The organism is Nonomuraea sp. NPDC050227 (assembly GCF_044459705.1).
Taxonomy (GTDB): domain Bacteria; phylum Actinomycetota; class Actinomycetes; order Streptosporangiales; family Streptosporangiaceae; genus Nonomuraea.
Map to the genome: position 1 here is coordinate 1 of NZ_JBITJF010000025.1, position 17,413 is coordinate 17,413.

The following is a 17,413-nucleotide window of genomic DNA, read 5'->3' on the forward strand; positions in this document are numbered from 1 at the left end:
AGCTCGTCACGATGGGCGTACATCAGCTCACGGAACCGGAACAGGACCCGGCCGCGCTTGATCAGCGAGGAGTCCCGCCACGCCGGGAAGGCCGCGACCGCCGCGGCGACCGCGGCGTCGACGTCGGCGGCCGAGGCCAGCCGCACGTGGCCGCTGACCTCCCCGGTCGCCGGGTTGAAGATCTCCGCCGTGCGGCTGTCGCCGTCGACCGGAGATCCGTTGATCCAGTGCTTGACCGACTTCACTGAGCTGCTGCCTCTGCGTTGATGACTTCGAGTGCGTTGACGATGATCCCCAGGCCCTCGGCGGCCTCCTCCACCGTGAGGGTGAGGGGCGGGGCCATGCGGATGGCGGTGCCGTACAGGCCGCCCTTGCCGGCGAGCAGGCCCGCCTTCTTGGTCTCCTCCATGAAGCGGACGGCCTGAGCGGGGCTCTCCAGCTCGACGGCGAACATCAGGCCCTTGCCGCGCACGTCCTTGACGATCGGCAGGCGCTCGGCCGCCTCCTTGAGGCCGCCGATGATGATGTCGCCGGTCCGCGCCGCGTTGGCCTGGAGGTCGTGGTCGAGGACGTAGTCGAGGGTGGCGTTCGCGGCGGCCATGGAGATGGGGTTGCCGCCGAAGGTGGACAGGCCCACGGCGTGCGGGGCGTCCATCAGGTCGCCGCGGGCGACGATGCCGCCGACCGCGAAGCCGTTGCCCAGGCCCTTGGCGAACGTGATCATGTCGGGGGTCACGCCGTGGTTCTGGATGCCGAAGAACGCGCTGCCCGTACGGCCCCAGCCGGTCTGCACCTCGTCGGAGATGAGCAGGATGCCCTGCTCGTCCAGGACCTCCTTGTAGGCGGCGAACAGCCCGTCGGGGGCCATGGTGAAGCCGCCCACGCCCTGGATCGGCTCGGCGATCAGCGCCGCCACGTCGTTGGAGACCGAGGTGGCCAGCACGTGGCGCAGGTCGTCCACGCACGCCTTGATGTAGTCGGCGTCGGACAGGCCCTTGAACTGGGTGAGGTGCCGGTCGGCGCCGTGCAGGAAGTGCACGTTGAGCGGGGAGAGCGAGTTGTTCTTCCACGCCCGGTTGGAGGTGACGCTGACCGCGCCGAAGCTGCGCCCGTGGTAGCTCTGCCGCATGGCGAGCACCTGGTCGGTCCTGCGGGCGTAGGTCGCGAGGAGGAGGGCGGTCTCGTTGGCCTCCGTCCCGGAGTTGGTGAAGAACACCTTGGCGTCGGGGATGCCGGAGAGCCGGGCGATCTTCTCGGCGAGCTCGACCTGGCCGCGCAGCAGGTAGACGGTGCTGGTGTGCACCACGCCCGTGGCGAGCTGGCGCTCGACGGCGTCCCGCACCTCGGGCACGTCGTACCCGATCATGTTGGTCAGGATCCCGGCGAAGAAGTCCAGGTAGCTCTTGCCATCGGCGTCGATGACACGATTGCCCTTGCCGCTGACGATCTCGATGGGCTCGTTGTAGTTGAGGGCCAGCCAGTTCGGCATCACTGCCCGGTGGCGCGCGAGAAGCTCCGACATGCTACCGAGTATCCCGTTCCCCCGGGCTTCCTGGCAGCGGCAGGCTGTCGGCGGGGGGTCAAATCCCCTTACAAACTGTAAGTCCTCCCCCTAGGGGATCACCCGTGCGCCTACGGGCGTACGCGCCGGCCCCTCGGTACGCCGCCAGAGGCATCGCGATTGACCACTGGCGGGCGACGACCCGGCGGGCCTTGCTCGGCCACCATCGGACCATCGACGAACCGAGGAGACCGAAGATGACCGTCACCATCGACCTGCGCCCCGGGCGCCCCGAGGCGCCCGCCGGGCCGCCCAAGCTCGACCGCGACCAGCTCCGCCGCGCCCAGCAGGACACCCTGGACACCCCGCGGATGGACTACAGCCTGCTGGCCCGGATGATGTTCAAGCCCGTCGACCTCATGTACGGCAGGAAGGGCTCCTACACGAAGTTCGCCATGCTGGAGATCATCGCGCGGGTGCCGTACCAGGCGTGGGAGCGGATGGGCTACTGGGCCGTCCACCGGCACGCCGGACGGTCGGCCCTGGCCAGGAGGGTCTTCGAGCGCATCGTCGAGGCCCGCGCCGACCAGGACAACGAGCAGTGGCACCTGCTGATCATGCAGGACCTGGTGCAGCGCGCCGGGCAGCGGCAGAACTGGCTGCTGCACAAGGCGGCGCCGTGGCTGATCGCGTTCTTCTACTACCACGTGTCCTGGGTGCTGTTCGTGGTCCGGCCGGACTGGAGCTACCGGCTCAACGCCGAGTTCGAGGACCACGCCGAGCACGAGTACATGACGTTCGTGGCCGAGAACCCCGACCTGGACTTCGTGCCCGACCCCGGCACGTACGCCGACGAGTACGGCCGCTACCGCTCGGTGGCCGACCTGCTCCGGCAGATCGGCCACGACGAGCGCACGCACAAGCTCGACAGCCTGGAGAGCATGCGTGAGCCCCGCGTCCGCTAGACCTTGGCCGGTTCGGGAGCCGCGACGGGCGCGGCCGGGCGCAGCACGGCCAGCGCGAGCAGCGCGGCGGCGACGCTGAACCCGGCCCCGACCCACGAGCCGAAGTGCACGGCCACGGTGAAGGCCCGGTCGGCGACCTCGCCGAGCCCGACCTGTTCGGCGACCCCGATCGACTCGCGGGCCGCCGCGGGCGCGTCGAGCGGCATCTCCGCGGTGTAGACGCCGGCCAGCACGCTGCCGAGCACGGCGATGCTCATGGCCAGGCCCACCTGCTGCACGGTGTCGTTGAGCGCGGAGCCGACGCCCGCGTGCTCCAGCGGGATGGCCCCCATCAGCGAGGCGTAGGCGGAGGGACCGGCCAGGCCGGCTCCCGCCCCCATCAGCACCAGCCCGCCCATCAGCGGCAGGTAGCCGGTGGTGAGCGCCATCACGACGAACCCGACGGCCATGATCAGCAGCCCGGCCGAGATCAGCACCCGGTTGGACACCTTCTTGCCCAGCGCCGCGCCGACGCCGTTGAACACGACGGCCGCCACCGCCTGGGGCAGCATGGCCAGGCCCGCCTGGAGCTCGCCGTAGCCCAGCACGAACTGCAGGTACTGGGTCAGCATGAGCATCACGGCGCCCGCGCCGAACGACATCAGCAGGATCGAGAAGGACGCGCCGCTGAAGTTGCGGTTGCGGAACAGCTGCAGCGGCAGCATCGGGTGCTCGGCCCGCCGCTCCCAGACGACGAACGCGGCCAGTGCGACCACCGCCACCGCGATGAGGGCGATGTTCCACTCGCGTTCGATGATCACGTAGACGGCCGAGGTCAGGCCGACGATCGAGAGCACCACGCCCACCGGGTCGATCCGCCGCCCGGTGCTGCGGGTCTCGGGCATCAGCACGAACGCGGCCACGATGGCCAGCGCGGCGATCGGGATGTTGAGCAGGAAGACCGAGCCCCACCAGTAGTGCTCCAGCAGGAAGCCGCCCAGCGTCGGGCCGGCGATCACGCCGAGCATCGCCACGCTTCCCCAGATGGCCATGGCCTTGCGCCGCTCGTCCTCCTCGAAGACGGTCATGAGGATGGACAGCGTCGAGGGCATCAGGATCGAGCCGCCGACCCCCATCAGGGCCCGCGCGCCGATCACCTGCCAGGGCTCGGCGGCCAGCACGGCCAGCAGCGACGCGCCGCCGAAGAAGGCCAGGCCGATGACGAGGAAGCGGCGGCGGCCGTACCGGTCGGACAGGCTTCCCGCGGTCAGCAGCAGGCCGGCGAAGACCAGCACGTAGGCGTCGAGGATCCACTGGATGTCGGACGGCGTCGCGCCCAGCTCCTCGATCAGGGACGGGATCGCCAGGTTCAGCACGGTTCCGTCCACCGTGAGGACCAGCAGCGAGAGGCAGAGCACGACAAGGACCCACCAGCGACGGGGGTCTCGTACAGCGTTCGAGGTCACTCGCACAGCGTACGACAACTCTCGCACACTGTGCGAGAGCATTTATCCTGGGAGCATGACCGGCAAGCAGTTCACCTCTGTCTGGTTCCGCGAGCCCCGCAAGGCCGCCGCCCCGGGCCGCAGCCGCGAGGAGATCGTCCGGGCCGCGCTGGAGCTGCTCGACCAGGAGGGGATGGCCGGGCTGAGCATGCGCAAGCTCGGCGCGAAGCTGGGCGCCGGCGCCACCAGCCTCTACTGGTACGTCGCCAACAAGGACGAGCTGCTCGAACTGGCCTACGACCAGGTCTGGGCCGAGATGACCGTCCCCGACGCCGAGGAGGTGGGCTGGCGCGACGCCGCCTCCGCCATGGCCTACGGCATGCGCGCGGTAATGCGGCAGCACCCGTGGTCGGCCGACCTTCTCGGCCGGGTGCCCGCGCTCGGCCCGCACGCCCTGTCGGCCTCCGACCGGATGCGCAGGATCTTCAGGGCGGCCGGCTTCCAGGGCCTCGACGTCGACTACGCCGTGGCCGCCGTCACCGCCTTCGTCTACGGCATGACCCTGCCCGAGATCGCCTGGGACGCCACCGCGAAGGACTCCGACTACGACGCCGAGGAGATGCGCGGCATGGTCGCCAAGGCCGCGGCCGACTTCCCCGACATGCTGGAGAGCATGGCCATGGGGGCGTACCAGGATCCGCAGGTGCTCCGGGCCACGGCGTTCGACTTCGGGCTCGTGTCGGTGCTCGACGGCCTTGAGCGGCGGCTGGCGACGTAGCAGGATCCGGGGCATGAGCGATTTCCGCGCCGCCCGCGATCTTCTCCTGAGCGCCGACTACCCCACGGCCCGACGCGACTTCCGCTGGCCGCGGGCCGAGCGGTTCAACTGGGCGCTCGACTGGTTCGACGGGGTGCTGGCCGCCGAGACCCCGCAGGCCGCGGCCCTGACCATCGTGAACCCCGGCAGCCGGGTCTCCCACACCTTCGCCGAGTTGTCGGCCCGCTCCAACCAGGTCGCCAACTGGCTGCACGAGCAGGGCGTGCGCCGGGGCGACCGCGTCCTGCTCATGCTGGGCAACCAGACCGAGCTGTGGGAGTCCCTGCTGGCGGCCATGAAGCTCGGGGCGGTGGTCATCCCGGCCACGACCCTGCTGACGGCCAAGGACATCGGCGAACGCCTCGACCGCGGCCAGGTCGCCCACGTGATCGCCAACGCCGCCGACGCGGGTAAGTTCGGCGCCGGCGAGTTCACCAGGATCGCGGTCGGCGACGCGTACGGGTGGCTGCCGTACCACGAGGCGTACGACGCCCACGAACGTTTCACCCCCGACGCCCCCACCCTGGCCGGCGACCCCCTGCTGCTCTACTTCACCTCCGGCACGACCTCCCGCCCCAAGCTGGTCGAGCACACCCACGCCTCCTACCCGGCCGGCCACCTGTCCACGATGTTCTGGATCGGCCTGCGCCCCGGCGACGTGCACCTCAACGTCTCCTCCCCCGGCTGGGCCAAGCACGCCTGGAGCAACGTGTTCGCCCCCTGGAACGCCGGGGCGACCGTGCTCATCCACAACTACGAGCGCTTCGCCGCCCGCGCGCTGCTGGAGGTGCTGCGCGACGAGCGGGTCACCACCTTCTGCGCGCCCCCGACCGTGTGGCGGATGCTCATCCAGGAGGACCTGGCGGCCTGGAAGCTGCCGTTGCGCACGGCCGTGGCCGCGGGCGAGCCGCTCAACCCGGAGATCATCGACCAGGTCGCCAAGGCGTGGGGCATCACCATCCGCGACGGCTACGGCCAGACCGAGACCACCGCCCAGATCGGCAACGTACCGGACGAGCCGGTCAAGCCCGGATCGATGGGACGCCCGCTGCCCGGCTACGACATCGTGCTCATCGACCCCGTCACCGGCGAGCCCGGCGACGACGGCGAGATCTGCCTGCCGCTCGACCCCCGCCCCCTGGGCCTGATGGCCGGGTACGTCGGCGGCTCCGCCGAGGCCATGCGCGACGGTTTCTACCACACCGGCGACGTCGCCACCCGCGACCAGGACGGCTACATCACCTACGTCGGCCGGACCGACGACGTCTTCAAGGCCTCCGACTACCGCATCTCGCCGTTCGAGCTGGAGAGCGTGCTGCTGGAGCATCCCGCGGTGGCCGAGGCCGCCGTCGTGCCCGCCCCCGACCCGGTGCGCCTGGCGGTGCCGAAGGCGTACGTGATGCTGGCCCCCGGGTTCGAGGCCGGCGCCGACACCGCGCGGTCGATCTTCGAGCACTGCCGCCGGGAGCTGGCGCCGTACAAGCGGGTGCGCCGGCTGGAGTTCGCCGAGCTGCCCAAGACGATCTCGGGCAAGATCCGGCGGGTGGAGTTGCGGGTGCGCGAACCCCGAGGTGAGTACCGCGAGGAGGAGTTCAATCTGTGACAGTGTGTATATGGCTGTATGACCGTTCTTACAGATTGATCGGCTAGGCTCGCCCCGTGCTGCCCACCATTGCCGACGTCCTCGCCCTGGAGACCGTGCGCCGGGGCGGCCCGCGCGTGGTCGCGGGCGCCGACCGGCTCGACACCAAGGTGCGGTGGGTGCACGTCGGCGAGATCGCCGACATCGCCCATCTGCTGCGCGGCGGCGAGCTGGTGCTCACCACGGGCGTCGCGCTGCCCGACGACCCTGAGAAGCTCGCCGACTACGTGGGCGAGCTCGCCTCCGTGGGCGCCTCCGGGCTGATCGTGGAGCTCGGCCGCAGGTTCCTGCGCGAGCTGCCGCGGGCGGTGGTCAAGTCGGCCGAGGAGCACGGGCTGCCGGTCATCGTGCTGGCCCGCGAGACGCCGTTCGTGCAGATCACCGAGTCCGTGCACGCCCGGATCATCGACATCCAGCTTGAGGAGCTGCGCGCCTCCGAGCAGTTGCACGAGGTGTTCACCGAGCTGTCGGTCGAGGGCGCCTCGCCCGCCGAGGTGCTCACCCAGGTCGCCCGGCTGTCCGGCCGTCCGGTGCTGCTGGAGAACCTCGCCCACCAGGTGCTGGCCTGCGAGTCCGCGGGCCGCGACGCCGGCGCGCTGCTGGCCGGCTGGGAGACCAGGTCGCGCGGCGTGGCCCCGGCCGAGCGCACGGCCTACGACCCCGCCTCCGGCTGGCTGGTCACCACCGTCGGTGCGCGCGGCCAGGACTGGGGGCGGCTGATCCTCATCTGCGAGACGCCGCCGACCCCACGCGAGATGGTGATGGCCGAACGCGCCGCCACCACCCTCGCCCTCGGCCGCCTGCTCGAACGCCACCAGGAGTCCCTGGAACGCCAGGCCCACGGCACGATCATCACCGGCATCCTGACCCACGCCTACGCCGACCCCGACGAGGCCGCCGCCCGCGCCCGCGCGGTCGGCGTGCCGCTGACCGGGCGCAAGCTGATCAGCGTCGTCATCAGGCCGACCGAGCCCGTCGACCAGGCGCTCGACGGCCAGGCACAGCTCGGCGAGCTGGCCGAGGCCACCGCCGCCGCCTGCCGCGACGCCCGCCTGCCCGCTCTGGTGGGCGCGCTCGACCAGGAGCGGGTCGGCGTCCTGCTGCCGCTTCCGCCGCGTACCGGCGCCGAGCCCGCGCTGACCGCGCTCGCCGAGCGGCTGCGCATGCTGTGGCGGCCCGGCTCGGCGTTCGTGCTGGCCGCGGGGTCGGTGGTGGAGTCCATCCGGGACGTACGGCGCAGCTTCCTCGAAGCCGAGCAGGTCGCCGACGTGGCCGTGCGCCAGCCGGACGGCCGCGCCTTCTACCGCCTGCCCGACCTGCGCCTGCGCGGCCTGCTCCACCTGCTGCGCGACGACGCGCGGCTGCAGACGTTCGCCGAGCGTGAGCTGGGCCCGCTGCTGGCGCACGACGCCCAGCGCGGCGGCGACCTCACCCGGATCCTGCGCACCTACCTCGACGCGGGCCGCAACAAGGCCGTGGCCGCCCAGAAGGCCCACCTGTCCAGGCCCGCCTTCTACGACCGCCTGCGCCGCCTCGAACGCATCCTCGACACCGACCTCGACGACGTCGAGTCATGCCTGTCACTGCACGTCGCGCTGCTGGCGCTGGAGTCGTTCCGCAGGGAGAACCGTTGAGAGCTCGTGATCACGGCATCGTCGTCGGCACCGGCGTCCCCGGTCCGCTGAACGCGATCACCGACGTGCCCGGCGTGCTCGTCGGCCACACCACGCTGACCGAGGGCACCGCCCGTACGGGGGTCACCGTCGTCCGCCCCGGCCCCGGCCCGGCCTACGACTCCCCCGTCTACGCCGGCTACCACTGGCTCAACGGCAACGGCGAGATGACCGGCCTGCCCTACCTGGACGACTTCGGCCTGCTGCACTCGCCGATCGGGCTGACCAACACCTTCTCCGTCGGCGTGGTGCGCGACGCGCTGGTCTCCCTGGAGATCGGCGGCCGGGGCGGGAGCGCGTGGTCGCTGCCGGTGGTCGCCGAGACCTGGGACGGCCGGCTCAACGACATCGACGCCCGGCACGTCCGCCAGGAGCACGTCGAAGGGGCCTACCACGGCGCCTCGGCGGGCCCGGTGCCCGAGGGGTCGGTCGGCGGCGGCACCGGCATGATCTGCCACGGCTTCAAGGGCGGCATCGGCACCGCGTCCCGCGTGACCGGCGATTACACGGTCGGCGTGCTCGTGCAGGCCAACCACGGCAGCCGCGACCGGCTCACCGTCAACGGCCGCCCGATCGTCATGGACGACGTGCCCCGCCCCGGCGGCCCCGAGGGCGCGGGATCGATCATCGCCGTGGTCGCCACGGACGCGCCGCTCCTCCCCCACCAGTGCCGCAAGCTCGCCCAGCGCGCCGGGCTCGGCGTGGCCAGGACGGGCGGCGCCGGCGAGAGCAGCAGCGGCGACGGCTTCGTCTGCTTCGCCACCGGCAACCGCGGCCTGCCCTCCAACGCCCTCGACGACAAGGGCTCCGGCGTGTTTGAGGTGCGCGTGCTGGCCGACGCCCGTCTCGACCCGCTCTTCCACGCCGCGATCGAGGCCACGGAGGAGGCCATCGTCAACGCGCTGGTCGCCGCCGATACGATGACCGGCGCGAACGGCTTCACCGCCTACGCACTCGACGGCGCCCGCCTCGCCGACCTGGTGAAATGAGCAACATGTCTGATGTCCTGATGCCCGACCTCGAAGACCTCGGCCGCATGATCGCGACCGCCGGCGCGTTCGCCGTGCCCGTGCACGACGTGCGACTGACCCCCGACGAGCTCGACCCCGAGCAGATCGTCGCCGGCGACCCGGCCACGTCGTCGCTGGAGCTCGGAGACGGCAGGGGCATCTGGGAGATCACCCCGGGCGTCGTCACCGACGTCGAGACCGACGAGATCTTCGTGGTGCTGTCCGGCCGCGCCACGATCGCCGTCGAGGGCGGCACCACCATCGAGGTCGGCCCCGGCGACGTGTGCCTGCTGGCCGAGGGCGCGCGCACGACGTGGATCGTGCACGAGACGCTGCGCAAGGTGTACCAGTCCCGACAGTCCAAGCAATCCGAGTAGTCCGGACAGTCCGGGCGACCCCGCTAGAACCCCATCGCCGCGCGCACCTCCGCCAGCGTGCGGACCGCCCGCTCCCGGGCCCGCTCGTTGCCCTGCGCCAGCACCTGACGCACGTCGGCCTCGGTGTGCTCACGCCGCCGCCGCCTGATCGGGCGCAGGAACTCGTTGACCGCCTCGGTGGTCAGCGCCTTGAGCGCGGCGGCCCCGCCGTCGCCGATCTCGTCGGCGATCTCCCGGGGCGGGCGGCCGAGGCAGAGCCCGGCCAGCGTGAGCAGGTTCGCCACGCCGGGCCGGTGCACCTCGTCGAAGGTGATCAGGCGGTCGGAGTCGGTGCGGGCCTTGCGGATGAGGGCGGCGGTCTCGTCCTCGGTGGCCGCCAGGGCGATGGCGTTGCCGCGGCTCTTGCTCATCTTGCCGCCGTCCAGGCCCATGAGCAGCGGACGCTCGCCCAACATGGCCTCGGGCAGCGGGAACACCTCGCCGTACCGCTCGTTGAAGCGCCGCGCGACCAGCCGCGCCACCTCAACGTGCGGAAGCTGGTCGCGGCCCACGGGCACCAGCGTGCCCTTGCAGAACAGGATGTCGGCGGCCTGGTGCACCGGATAGGTGAACAGCAGGCCGCTCACCGCGCGCCGGGCGCTGTGCGCGATCTCGTCCTTCACCGTCGGGTTGCGGCTCAGCTCCGCCACCGACACCAGGCTCAGGAACGGCAGCAGGAGCTGGTTCAGCTCCGGGATCGCGCTGTGCTGGAAGATCGTGACCTTGCCCGGGTCGAGGCCGACGGCCAGATAGTCGAGGAGCACCTCGGTGATGTTGCGCTGGATCTCGCCGGGCAGGTCGCGGTCGGTGATCACCTGGTAGTCGGCGATCAGCACGTACGTCCGGTAACGGTCCTGCAGCTCCACCCGGTTGGCGAGGGTGCCGAAATAGTGGCCCAGATGCAGGCGTCCGGTCGGACGGTCGCCGGTCAGGACGACGTCGTTCACGATGGGTCTCTCCTTCAGGTGTGCCGCCGCCTGAGGGGAGCCCGCACGCACGGAAAAGGGCCGCCACCAGGACGGCCCAGCATGGGGAATCAGCGGCCGTCTGCCGGCCGCCACCACATGCTGATACGGGTCATAGCTCAATGTTATCTGGGCTGGGTGTCAATCTCGTAACCTCTTGAGCAGTTTGGCGCGTTCGGCTGACTCCGGGACCTTGATCTCGTCAGGATGGTTCGGTCCCTTTTCCGCCCTCTGGAGAGTTCATGTCTCGACGCACCCTCGCCGGCGGCCTGGCCATAGCCGCCACGATCACCGTCACCACGCTGCCCGCCTCGGCGGCGCAGCTCGCGGTGAAGTTTCCGTCGGCCAGTTTCCCGCTGGGCGCCCGGCCTGCCGCCACCAAGACGCTGACCGCCGTGACGCAGGGCATCGACCTGTACGACGTGAAGGCGGGCAGCTCCACCGACGGCTACACGGTGACCGTGCTCATGCCGAGCGGCCGCGACTACGGCGCGCTGGAGACCGCCCAGGCCAAGGTCGCCGAGGTCGAGGCGGCCGGGGAGGCGCCGAGCCTGCAGAAGGTGGTCCGGCCGAGCGTGGCCGACGCGCCCTCCCAGACCGTCTACATGGTCCGCGTGGGCCTGTGGTCCTTCAAGGACAAGGCGAAGGCCGACGAGACCGCCAAGGCGCTCAAGGAAGCCGGGCTGAAGGTCAAGGTCGACTACCTCGGCGACGACGGCCTCAAGACCACCGGCCCCTGGGACGCCAAGGTCGTCATGATCGACTCCCGGACGTTCCGCGGCTCGTACGCCGCCTCCCTCGGCGCCAGCGTCGCCGCGCGCGAGACGGTCTCCTCGATGGCCAAGGCGCGCAACGCGGTGGTCGGCGTCAACGGCGGCTTCTTCAACATCCACACCGCCAAGAACCTGCGCGGCGAGCCCGTCGGCGCCTCCGTGGTGGCCGGCCGGCTGCTCAGCGAGGCCGTGCCGGGCCGCTCCGCCGTGGTGCTCCAGGGCCGCAGCGTGCGCATCACCGAGCTGAAGACCGCCGTCACCGCCGTCTCCCAGGACGGCGACAAGCTCGTCGTCAACGGCGTCAACCGCGCCGCCGCCACGGACGAGGCCGTGCTCTACACCGAGGAGTACGGCGCCAAGACGCCGACCGGCGGCACCGACGTCGTCCTCGACGCCAACGGCAAGGCGGTCACCGTACGCGCGAGCGGCGCCGCCGTGGCCAAGGGCACCCGGGTGCTGCACGGCCAGGGCGGCGCCGCCGAATGGCTCGACGAGCACGCCTGGGAGGGCTGGACGGTCAAGATCGACACGAAGGTCACCGACCTGCGCACCCGCAAGGCACTCAAGCTGACCCCCGACCTGAACGTCATCGCCGGCGGCGTCGGCCTGGTGCGCAACGGCCACGTGAAGATCACCGCCAAGCGCGACGGCCACGACTCCGTGAACATGATCCTGCGCCGCCACCCGCGCACCCTCCTTGGCGTCACCAGGAACGGCAGCCTCATCCTGGCCACCATCGACGGCCGCCAGCCCGGCGTGACCATCGGCGCCAACTTCCACGAGGCCGCCCAGTTCATGCGCTGGCTCGGCGCGATCCAGGCCATCAACCTGGACGGCGGCGGCTCGACCGCGATGGTGGTGTCGAACAAGCTGGTCAACCGGCCATCGGACGGCGTGGAGCGCGGCGTCGGCGACGCCCTCCTCGTCCTTCCCCAGTAGCCGCCGGGGCGCGAGGGGCAGGCTCGCCCCCTCCGCCCCGGCTTCCCCGCCAAGCACCACCCCACGGCCGCGGCCCCGATCCCGCCGGGCATCCCACCCCACCCCCCATAGGCGGGCGGGCCTCGTCTCCTGGCCCGGACTTCACGGGCGGGCATGGGCCGTCCAGTGGGCGAGTTGTTCCCTGGTCGTCACCGTGGCCCGATGCCCGGCCCCCAGCACGCGAGCCCGGACCGGCAACAGCGCCGCGCAGAGATCGCGAGCCCCCGCCGCGTCCCCCGCCATCCCCGTCCAGTATGCGAGGTTGGCCCTGGCGGTCAGGGTGTCCGGATGCTCGGCCCCCTGCACCCGCTCCCGTACCGGCACCAACGCCGCATACTGATCCCGCGCCGCGGCCGCCTCCCCCAACTCCCCCGTCCACCGCGCCAACTCGTGCCGGATCGTCAACGTGTCCGGATGGTCGGACCCGAGAATGCGCGCCCGAACGGGGAGCAGCGCCGCGTACAGGTCGCGGGCGGCCGCCGCGTCCCCCGCCTTCCCCGTCCACTGGGCCAGGCTGGCCCTGGCGGTGAGCGTGTCCGGATGCTCGGGCCCCTGCACCCGCTCCCGTATCGGCACCAACGCCGCGAACTGATCCCGCGCCGCGACCGCCTCCCCCAGCTCCCCCGTCCACCGCGCCAGCTCGTGCCGGACCGTCAACGTGTCCGGATGATGCGGTCCCGACACCCGCTCCCGTACCAGGAGCAACGCCGCGTACTGGTCGCGGGCGGCCAGCGCGTCCCCCAGCTCGCCGGTCCACCGGGCCAGCTCGTGCCGGTTGATCAGCGTCGAGGGATGCTCGGGCCCCTGCACCCGCTCCCGTACCGGCAGCAGCGCCGCGTACTGGTCACGGGCCGCGGCCGCGTCCCCGGCCTGCCCGGTCCACTGAGCCAGGTTGGCCTGCGTGGTCAGGGTGTCCGGATGCTCGGGGCCCGACACCCACTGCCGGACGGGCAGCAGCGCCGCGTACTGGTCACGGGCGGCCACCGGATCGCCGGCTCGTCCCGTCCACTGGGCCAGGTTGTGCCGGGTGGTCAGGGTGTGCGGGTGTTCGGGGCCGAGCACCCGTTCGTAGACGGGCAGCAGCTCCAGGTACTGGTCACGCGCCGCCGCCGGGTCGCCCGCCTCGCCCGTCCAGAGCGCCAGCTCGTGCCGGGCCGTCAGCGTGGCGACCTCCTCAGGGCCGAGCGCCGCCGCGAGCGCGTCGGCGATCTCCTGGAACAACGACTTCGCCGTACGGTAGTCGCCGCTGGCCCCCAGATACTGGGCCGTCTTGTCCATGCCGGGCGACGTCGGCCCGAGCACCGTCCGGATGTGCGGCAGCAGCCTGGCGTACCGCGCCCATCGCGCCTTCTGCCCCGGATTGTCGGGCAGCACGGCCTCCACCAGCACCGCCGCCACCTCCCGCCAACGGCGCTGCGCGCGCAGCGGAAGCTGGTCGAGCGTGACGGCCTGCACCAGCCGGTGCACCGTGACCGTCCCGTCCACGGGCGGACCGATCAGGCTGTGCCCCCGCAACGCGCTCAGCGCCGCGTTGATCCTCAGCGTGTCCCGCGGCAGCGCCCGCATCATCAGCAACACGCTGGGATGCACGTCACGCAGCACGCGCGTGCGCGGCCCGGGGATCCGCCCGTAGGCCCGCCGCCGCTGCACGTCCGCCCGGAACAGCTCCCGCGGCGCCCACCGCGCCAGCGGCGAGAGCAGCAGATGGTACGGGATCGCCTCGTGCGCGTAGCAGGACAGCAGCCGCAGCAACGCGATGGCCTGCGGACTCGTCCTGGCCAGCCGCCGGAACGCGAACTGCCACGTGGTGGCCACCCGCTCGCGATACCCCCACGCCTGCCCCTGCGCCAGCAACTCGGCACGCTGGTGATGCAGCAGATCCAGGTACTCCGACAGCTCCAGTCCCGTCTCCGACATGTAGGCCGCGGCCTGCTCCAGCGCCAGCGGCAGCGCGCCGAGCTCCGCCACCACGGCCGCCGCCGCGACGGTGTCGTCCTGCCCCGTGCTCGCCAGCATCAGCAGCGCCGCCGACTCCAGGTCGAGCACCGGCAGCTCCAGCCCACGATCCCGCGGCCAGCTCCCGGACCGGCTCGTGATCAGCACGTGCCCCGGCCCCGCCGGCGGCAACACGGCTCGCACCGCCTCGGCCTCCGGCACGTTGTCGAAGATCAACAACCATGGTTCGGTACGCGCCGCCAGCGCGGCGTGCACCTGGTCGACCGGGTCCGCCGCGTCCGCGCCCAGCTCCCGTAAGCCCATGAGAGCCGCCAACCGGGCGAACGCCGCCGACAACACCGCAGGATCGGCCGCCGGCAACTGCCAGACGAGCTCGTAGTCGTGCTGATGGCGATAGGCGTACTCCAGCGCGAGACTGGTCTTGCCCACGCCGCCGAGCCCGTGCACGGCCACCACCGCAGGCCGCACCTGGCTGGCCAGCAGCCGCTCGCGCAGCTCCACCACGACCTCGTCCCGCCCGACGAGCTGCGGCGGTCGCGGCGCCAGCTGCACGGGCCGCGTCGCCACCCGGGGCCGCGACGGCAGATGCACGTCCCCGATGACCTCGACATGCCCCCCGGTCACCGCCGTGGACCTGTCCCCGGTCATGGCCAGCCCGGACTCCTGCCGCCCGACCACGATCGACCGCTGCCCCTCAGCCCTCTCGACTGCCCCACCAGCAGCAGCACCACCGACGGCCCCACCACGACCGCCACCATCGCCAACGCCACCCGGCCCACCATCGCGCCCGCCACCGGGCCCATCCGCACCGGCACCCGTACCGACAGCATCCTGACCAGCCTCATCGGGCCCCGAGCCATCAGAACCGGCACCAGCCCGCCCGGCCCCCTCGCTCTCCGGACCGCTCTCACCGCCGCCGGTGGGCGCCATGGCCGCTCGAAGCTGCGCCCACAACCCGACCCCGGCGATGAACAACCCCGCGACCCCCACGAACATGCTGACGACGCTGGCCCGCTTGTCCAGCATCTCCAGCTGTAACGGCTCGGCGAAGAACCCCACGACCCCCGCGGCCACCAACCCGACGGAGATCGACGCGAACGTCCACGCCAGCAGCCGACGGCTACGGCGCGCTGACTGCCTGGAAGGGGGAGAAGCGGTCACTCTATTAGAGTTACCCGATTACGTTCAGTATCCCAGCGAGATTATCAGGACCATGAACAACCCCTGACCTTGCCGAACGGCCATCCGGCGCACAACATCACCGATCACCGGCCCCAGACTCGTGCCGCCGCTCAACCCCGACGACCCGCCACCAGCTTCCTTGCCACCCCGCCACCCCGTCCGCTCCGGCCCCGCCGGCTTTCCATCCGCTTCATCCAGCCGGATGGCGACCGAGACACCCCAGCGGGCCCGCGGGCAGCCGAGTGAATCTCAGCCTTGTGCCCCCATCGGCGGCGGCTCGACGAGGTGATGAAGGATCCGCTGCCGCATCGACCGGCGTTCCAACGCCCGCCGTACCTCCTCCACCACGGCCGTCATCGCGTTCGGGAGCTCGCCGTCCAGCTCGGCGACCGTCTGGTGGGTGGCACGCCACTCCGCCTCCAGGAACGGCACCAGCGACCGGCCGCGCTCGGTCAGGTCGATCCGGCGGGTGCGCGCGTCGGGCCCCGGCTCCGAGGTGACGAGACCCTCCTTGCGCATGGCGGCGACGGTCTGGCTGATCGCGGAGTGCGAACGGTTCAGGGACTTCGCGAGCTCGCGAATGGTCAGCGGCCCTGTGTGGGCGAGCCGGATGAGCGGATAGGCGAACCGAGTGCGCACCCCGTCGAGGCCACGCTCCAGGTAGACCTGGTCGATCTCAGCGTCCATGGCTGCCAGGAGTTCGTGCAGGGAGTGCCAGGGGTCGGGTATCGCCGTGGGGTCAGAAGATGTCACAGTGCTAATATAACAGCGCTGGCATAATCGCCGGCCCGCATCAGGCTGCGCAGTGCGTGGCGCACCTCCACCCCTCCAACGGCAGGAGCCCCCTTGTATCCCTCGATCGAACCGTACGAGCACGGCATGCTCGATGTCGGCAACGGCAACCTCATCTACTGGGAGGTCTGCGGCAACCCCGACGGCAAGCCCGCGGTCGTCGTGCACGGCGGGCCCGGGTCAGGCTGTTCGACCGGCTCCCGCCGCAGATTCGACCCGGACCGTTTCCGCATCGTCCTGTTCGACCAGCGCAACTGCGGCCGCAGCCGCCCGCACGCCGCCGACCCGGCCACGGACCTGACGAGCAACACCACCCACAACCTGATCGCCGACATGGAACTGCTGCGCGAGCACCTTGGCATCGACCAGTGGCTGCTGTACGGCGGTTCGTGGGGTTCGACGCTGATCCTGGCCTACGCCGAGACCCATCCCGAGCGGGTGTCGGAGATCGTCATCCCCGCGGTCACCATGACCCGACGCTCCGAGATCGACTGGCTCTACCGGGGCGTCGGCAGGTTCTTCCCGGAGGCGCAAGAACGGTTCGTGCAAGGCGTCCCCGACGCCGACAGCGACGGTGACGTGTTCAAGGTGCTGGCGGCGTACTCGCGGTTGCTGGCCGACCCCGACCCGAAGGTACGCGAGAAGGCCGCCCACGACTGGGTCACCTGGGAGGACGCGGTGATCTCCCAGGAGACCAACGGCACACCCAACGCCTACAGCAACCGGCCGGACGACGCCATCATGGCCATGACCCGCATCTGCGCCCACTACTTCGCCAACGCCGCCTGGCTGGAAGAGGGCGTGCTCCTACGCAACGCACACCGGCTGGCCGGCATCCCCGGCGCTCTGATCCACGGCCGCCTGGACATGGGCAGCCCTCTCCAGACAGCCTGGGAGCTGACCAATGCCTGGCCCGACGCCGACCTGCACGTGGTGGCAGACTCCGGCCACACCGGCAGCGAATCCTTCAGCAAGATCCTGAACGAGGCCATCGAAACCTTCTCACCCCCCAAACAGAACTGACCCCTCGGCCCGCCATCACCTCATGGCCGGGGCGCGCTCACAACAAGGGTGTGGACGGTCGCTTCCGATAACAGACCGCAATACTCTCCTCATCGCACCGCACGTGAGGATCGACGACCGGCTCAGATGCCGGCCTGGCCCGAGACGCGCGTGCGAAACCGTCCCCGGATGACACCAAGCGGCCGGACATCCTGAATTACTCCGGAAATGCAGAAAGGGCCCCGACCGAAGTCGGAGCCCTTCCCAAAGATTGTCCGGCGGTGACCTACTCTCCCACACCCTCCCGAGTGCAGTAC

At 71.2% G+C, this 17,413-nt stretch carries 15 protein-coding genes; 8 read left to right on the forward strand and 7 right to left on the reverse strand.

Annotation, left to right across the window (positions count from 1 at the left end; genetic code table 11):
- Together ACIBK9_RS51625 and ACIBK9_RS51630 are read right to left on the reverse strand one after the other, a co-directional pair.
- The coding region (locus ACIBK9_RS51625) for an aldehyde dehydrogenase family protein (RefSeq protein ID WP_397166777.1) at positions 1-245 on the reverse strand (245 nt) is incomplete at its 3' end.
- A complete protein-coding gene (locus ACIBK9_RS51630; protein ID WP_397166779.1) occupies positions 242-1,522 on the reverse strand; it encodes an aspartate aminotransferase family protein in 1,281 nt (426 codons plus the stop codon). The genes ACIBK9_RS51625 and ACIBK9_RS51630, both read right to left, overlap by 4 nt.
- 236 nt (positions 1,523-1,758) lie before the next feature.
- Between ACIBK9_RS51630 and ACIBK9_RS51635 the strand changes: the two genes are divergently transcribed.
- Positions 1,759-2,466, forward strand: coding sequence for an alternative oxidase (locus ACIBK9_RS51635; RefSeq protein WP_364340483.1), 708 nt, complete (start codon positions 1,759-1,761; stop codon positions 2,464-2,466).
- Here the strand turns inward: ACIBK9_RS51635 and ACIBK9_RS51640 are convergent.
- Positions 2,463-3,911: an MFS transporter gene (locus ACIBK9_RS51640; RefSeq protein ID WP_397166781.1), complete on the reverse strand. Its 1,449-nt coding sequence runs from the start codon at positions 3,909-3,911 to the stop codon at positions 2,463-2,465. The genes ACIBK9_RS51635 and ACIBK9_RS51640 overlap by 4 nt on opposite strands.
- Before the next feature lie 55 nt (positions 3,912-3,966).
- Between ACIBK9_RS51640 and ACIBK9_RS51645 the strand changes: the two genes are divergently transcribed.
- From ACIBK9_RS51645 to ACIBK9_RS51665, 5 genes are read left to right on the forward strand one after another with little or no spacing between them, the layout of a single operon-like run.
- Positions 3,967-4,668, forward strand: coding sequence for a TetR/AcrR family transcriptional regulator (locus ACIBK9_RS51645; RefSeq protein ID WP_397166782.1), 702 nt, complete (start codon positions 3,967-3,969; stop codon positions 4,666-4,668).
- A gap of 13 nt (positions 4,669-4,681) precedes the next feature.
- Positions 4,682-6,310 carry an AMP-binding protein gene (locus ACIBK9_RS51650; RefSeq protein WP_358302998.1) on the forward strand — a complete coding sequence of 543 codons (1,629 nt, stop codon included), beginning with the start codon at positions 4,682-4,684 and terminating at the stop codon, positions 6,308-6,310.
- Positions 6,311-6,366: 56 nt separating this feature from the next.
- The gene (locus ACIBK9_RS51655) at positions 6,367-7,983 is read left to right on the forward strand and encodes a PucR family transcriptional regulator (protein ID WP_397166784.1); all 1,617 of its coding nucleotides are present in this window, start codon (positions 6,367-6,369) and stop codon (positions 7,981-7,983) included.
- Positions 7,980-9,011, forward strand: coding sequence for a P1 family peptidase (locus ACIBK9_RS51660; RefSeq protein ID WP_397166786.1), 1,032 nt, complete (start codon positions 7,980-7,982; stop codon positions 9,009-9,011). The genes ACIBK9_RS51655 and ACIBK9_RS51660 overlap by 4 nt, the downstream gene beginning before the upstream one ends.
- 5 nt (positions 9,012-9,016) lie before the next feature.
- Positions 9,017-9,409, forward strand: a complete 393-nt coding sequence (locus ACIBK9_RS51665) for a cupin domain-containing protein (protein ID WP_397166787.1) — start codon at positions 9,017-9,019, stop codon at positions 9,407-9,409.
- 23 nt (positions 9,410-9,432) lie between these two features.
- On the opposite strand, the gene trpS is transcribed toward ACIBK9_RS51665, so the two are convergent.
- Complete coding sequence (trpS, locus tag ACIBK9_RS51670; protein WP_397166789.1) at positions 9,433-10,395, reverse strand: tryptophan--tRNA ligase; 963 nt, start codon at positions 10,393-10,395, stop codon at positions 9,433-9,435.
- 260 nt (positions 10,396-10,655) lie between these two features.
- Between trpS and ACIBK9_RS51675 the strand changes: the two genes are divergently transcribed.
- On the forward strand, positions 10,656-12,125 hold the full coding sequence (locus ACIBK9_RS51675) for a phosphodiester glycosidase family protein (protein ID WP_397166791.1): 1,470 nt from the start codon (positions 10,656-10,658) through the stop codon (positions 12,123-12,125).
- A gap of 141 nt (positions 12,126-12,266) precedes the next feature.
- Here the strand turns inward: ACIBK9_RS51675 and fxsT are convergent, their stop codons facing one another.
- The 3 genes from fxsT to ACIBK9_RS51690 all read right to left on the reverse strand — a co-directional run bounded on the left by fxsT (position 12,267) and on the right by ACIBK9_RS51690 (position 16,055).
- Positions 12,267-14,768 (reverse strand): FxSxx-COOH system tetratricopeptide repeat protein, encoded by a 2,502-nt coding sequence (fxsT, locus tag ACIBK9_RS51680; protein ID WP_397166793.1) that lies wholly within the window; start codon positions 14,766-14,768, stop codon positions 12,267-12,269.
- A complete protein-coding gene (locus ACIBK9_RS51685) occupies positions 14,765-14,965 on the reverse strand; it encodes a hypothetical protein (protein ID WP_397166794.1) in 201 nt (66 codons plus the stop codon). The genes fxsT and ACIBK9_RS51685 overlap by 4 nt, the downstream gene beginning before the upstream one ends.
- Before the next feature lie 586 nt (positions 14,966-15,551).
- Positions 15,552-16,055 carry a MarR family winged helix-turn-helix transcriptional regulator gene (locus ACIBK9_RS51690; protein ID WP_397166796.1) on the reverse strand — a complete coding sequence of 168 codons (504 nt, stop codon included), beginning with the start codon at positions 16,053-16,055 and terminating at the stop codon, positions 15,552-15,554.
- Between the two features lie 93 nt (positions 16,056-16,148).
- Here ACIBK9_RS51690 and pip point away from each other — a divergent pair, with 93 nt between their 5' ends.
- Positions 16,149-17,117: a prolyl aminopeptidase gene (gene pip, locus ACIBK9_RS51695; RefSeq protein ID WP_397166798.1), complete on the forward strand. Its 969-nt coding sequence runs from the start codon at positions 16,149-16,151 to the stop codon at positions 17,115-17,117.
- Positions 17,118-17,413: the final 296 nt, after the last annotated feature.

Bases quoted from the DNA above. Each gene is read 5' to 3' on its own strand.
- fxsT (WP_397166793.1), bottom strand. From the start codon at position 14,768: ATGACCGGGGACAGGTCCACGGCGGTGACCGGGGGGCATGTCGAGGTC.
- ACIBK9_RS51630 (WP_397166779.1), bottom strand. From the start codon at position 1,522: ATGTCGGAGCTTCTCGCGCGCCACCGGGCAGTGATGCCGAACTGGCTG.
- ACIBK9_RS51665 (WP_397166787.1), top strand. From the start codon at position 9,017: ATGTCTGATGTCCTGATGCCCGACCTCGAAGACCTCGGCCGCATGATC.
- ACIBK9_RS51685 (WP_397166794.1), bottom strand. From the start codon at position 14,965: ATGAGGCTGGTCAGGATGCTGTCGGTACGGGTGCCGGTGCGGATGGGC.
- ACIBK9_RS51645 (WP_397166782.1), top strand. From the start codon at position 3,967: ATGACCGGCAAGCAGTTCACCTCTGTCTGGTTCCGCGAGCCCCGCAAG.
- ACIBK9_RS51650 (WP_358302998.1), top strand. From the start codon at position 4,682: ATGAGCGATTTCCGCGCCGCCCGCGATCTTCTCCTGAGCGCCGACTAC.
- ACIBK9_RS51675 (WP_397166791.1), top strand. From the start codon at position 10,656: ATGTCTCGACGCACCCTCGCCGGCGGCCTGGCCATAGCCGCCACGATC.
- ACIBK9_RS51635 (WP_364340483.1), top strand. From the start codon at position 1,759: ATGACCGTCACCATCGACCTGCGCCCCGGGCGCCCCGAGGCGCCCGCC.